3 protein-coding genes and 1 pseudogene are annotated in these 2789 nt (G+C 70.6%); 3 read left to right on the top strand and 1 reads right to left on the bottom strand.

The window, feature by feature from the left end; genetic code table 11:
• Nucleotides 1-172 precede the first annotated feature (172 nt).
• Both WEB03_RS06660 and WEB03_RS06655 read left to right on the top strand, forming a co-directional pair.
• Nucleotides 173-907, top strand: coding sequence for an amino acid ABC transporter permease (locus WEB03_RS06660; RefSeq protein ID WP_368070169.1), 735 nt, complete (start codon nt 173-175; stop codon nt 905-907).
• A gap of 19 nt (nt 908-926) precedes the next feature.
• Entirely contained in the window at nt 927-1679 is a 753-nt protein-coding gene (locus WEB03_RS06655; protein WP_368070167.1) for an amino acid ABC transporter ATP-binding protein, read from the top strand.
• Between the two features lie 21 nt (nt 1680-1700).
• On the opposite strand, the gene WEB03_RS06650 is transcribed toward WEB03_RS06655, so the two are convergent.
• Nucleotides 1701-2204, bottom strand: a complete 504-nt coding sequence (locus WEB03_RS06650; RefSeq protein ID WP_368070166.1) for an acyl-CoA thioesterase — start codon at nt 2202-2204, stop codon at nt 1701-1703.
• Nucleotides 2205-2319: 115 nt separating this feature from the next.
• Between WEB03_RS06650 and WEB03_RS06645 the strand changes: the two are divergent.
• Nucleotides 2320-2789, top strand: a pseudogene (locus WEB03_RS06645) (hypothetical protein); the annotation flags it as partial.

Genomic DNA, 2789 nt, shown 5'->3' with positions numbered 1-2789 from the left:
CGCGACGACGGCCGGTACGACGAGATCTACGACGAGTACTTCGCCGCCGAGTGATCGACGGCGCGTGCACGGAGGCGGGGGACCACTACGGTCCCCCGCACCGCGTTCGGACGCGGGAGCGGGAGGGAGCCCGGTGAGCAAGCGCCGCCGCGCACAGCTGTTCCGCGTGCTGATGTACGTCGTCTTCGTCGTCGCGCTCGTCGGGGTCGTCACGGCGGCGGACTGGGAGCGCATCAGCTTCTACTTCCTCAACGCCGAGACGGCGCGGGCGATGTTCCCCGAGGTCGTCACGATCGCGATGCGCAACACCGTCATCTACACCCTGTCGGCGTTCGCCTTCGGGATGGCCGGGGGCCTGCTGCTGGCGCTCATGAAACTGTCGAGCATCGCGCCCTACCGCTGGGTCGCGTCGATCTACATCGAGATCTTCCGCGGGCTGCCGGCCCTGGTGACGATCTTCCTGGTCGCGTTCGCGATCCCGATCGCGTTCACCGTCCGCTGGAGCGACCTGCAGAAGATCACCGTCGGCCTCGGACTGGTCGCCGCTGCCTACCTCGCCGAGACGCTCCGAGCGGGCATCGAGGGCGTCCCGAAGGGGCAGATGGAGGCGGCGCGCTCGCTCGGGATGACCCACACGCGTGCGATGGCGTCGATCATCATCCCGCAGGGTTTCCGGCTCGTGATCCCACCCCTGACCAACGAGGTGGTCCTGCTCATCAAGGACACCTCGCTCGTGTTCATCATCGGTGTCACGCTCGCGAGCCGCGAGCTGACCAAGTTCGGGACCGACGTCGCGCGGACCAACGCGACCGGCCTGCTGGTCATCAGCGCGCTCTACCTCGCGTTGACCGTGCCGTTGACGCGCGTCGTGGCCGGCCTCGAGCGCCGCAACGCCCGCGCTCGCTGACCCGAAAGGACCGTTCCCCGTGACCTCCGGCGCCCCCACCGCGGCCCACGCCGTCGAACTACGCGCCCTCCACAAGTCCTTCGGGGACCTCGAGGTGCTGCGGGGCATCGACCTGTCGGTCGCACACGGCGAGGTGGTGTGCATCATCGGCCCGTCGGGTTCGGGCAAGTCGACCATGCTGCGGTGCGTCAACCGGCTCGAGGAACCGACCGCTGGTCAGGTGCTCGTCGAGGGCGAGGACATCACCGACCTCGACGCGGACGTCGACGCGATCCGATCGCGTGTCGGCATGGTGTTCCAGTCCTTCGAGCTGTTCCCGCACCTCACGGTGCTCCGCAACCTCACCATCGGCCAACGTCGGGTGCGCAAGCGCACCAAGGACGAAGCCATCGCCGTCGCGGAGCGCAACCTCGACAAGGTCGGTCTGGCCGAGAAGCGGGACGCCTACCCCGCCCACCTCTCGGGCGGCCAGAAGCAACGGGTGGCGATCGCGCGAGCGCTGTCCATGGACCCCGACCTGATGCTGTTCGACGAGCCGACGTCGGCGCTCGACCCCGAGCTCGTGGGGGAGGTCCTCGGCGTCATGCGACGGCTCGCCGACGAGGGCATGACGATGATGGTGGTGACCCACGAGATGCACTTCGCCCGTGAGGTCGCCGACCGGGTCGTGTTCATCGACGGGGGCGTCATCGTGGAGGAGGGGCCGCCCTCCCAGGTGCTCGACGACCCGCAGGAGGAGCGCACCCAGCAGTTCCTCAGCCTCGTGCGCTGACCTGCGTGCGCGAGGGGCCGTTCAGGACGCGTTCGGTTGCCAGGCACCGATCCGGCTCCGGCGTTCCTGCCGGATCTGGCGGCGGATCTCCGCCTGCGCCTCACGGCGTCGCTCATCCTCGGTCTCGGCCAGCAGCGGGGGGACCGGACGAGGGCGACCCTCGGCGTCGATGGCGACCATGACCAGGTAGGCGGAGGTGGTGTGCCGGCGGGCGCCGTCGAGGACGGACTCGGCCTCGACCTTCACGCCGATCTCCATCGACCGGCTGCCGACGGCGTTGACGGACGCGGTCACCACGAGCAGGTCGCCCACGTGGACGGGAGCGCTGAAGGACAGCTCGTCGATGGCGGCGGTGACGCAGGGGCCGCCGGCGTGGCGAGCTCCCGCCGTCCCGGCCGCGGTGTCGACCTCGTGCATGATCACCCCGCCGTGGACGTTGCCGAGCCCGTTGGCGTCGAGGAAGGTCATCGGGCGCGTGAAGATCACCCGGCTGGCCGACGCGGTGCGTGGTTCGAGTTCGTTCATGTCGACCAGTCAAGCGCACGAGGCCGACCTCGCGGGCAGGTGACCGGCGGGCTCGCGGCGAAGTGTCCGGTGACCGGGTGCGCCGCCCGGCATTCGATCGTGGACGGAGCTCGCCGTGCAGGTCCTCGCAGGTCATCGCATCCGAGCTGGTCTGATCGCCGGGGTCCTGGCATCGCTGCTGCTCGCCCTCCCCGGCGCTGGCGCTGAGGCCCAGGACCGCGACGAGCTGCGGCCCGACCGCGGCCGAGCGGACGGGGACGCGATGCAACCTCCGGCGGACCCGGGGACCAGCGCCGCGGCCGTCCCGTTCGCGGTCGTCACCGATCGCGACGTCGACGACCGGCTCCCGCAGCCGGAGGACCGGTACGCCCTCGCTGGCGGGTGCTACGCGATCGAGGTCCCCGAGGAGGGGTTCGTCACCCGCGACGGTGCCGGGCTCACCGTCGGGATCGAGACGTCAGCGGTGCCGTTCCACCTCCAGGCGACGCGCCTCGGCAGCTACCTGCTCGCGACCGACGAGGGGCCGGACACCAGCCACCCGGACGCGTGGTGGGACGTCCGGGGCTACGTCTCCGCCGTCTCGGC

It is taken from the genome of Nitriliruptor sp., assembly GCF_040882075.1.
In the GTDB taxonomy this organism is placed as follows: Bacteria; Actinomycetota; Nitriliruptoria; order Nitriliruptorales; family Nitriliruptoraceae; genus Nitriliruptor.
The sequence above is the reverse complement of the archived record's forward strand: the minus strand, read 5'-3'. Positions and strand labels throughout refer to the sequence as shown.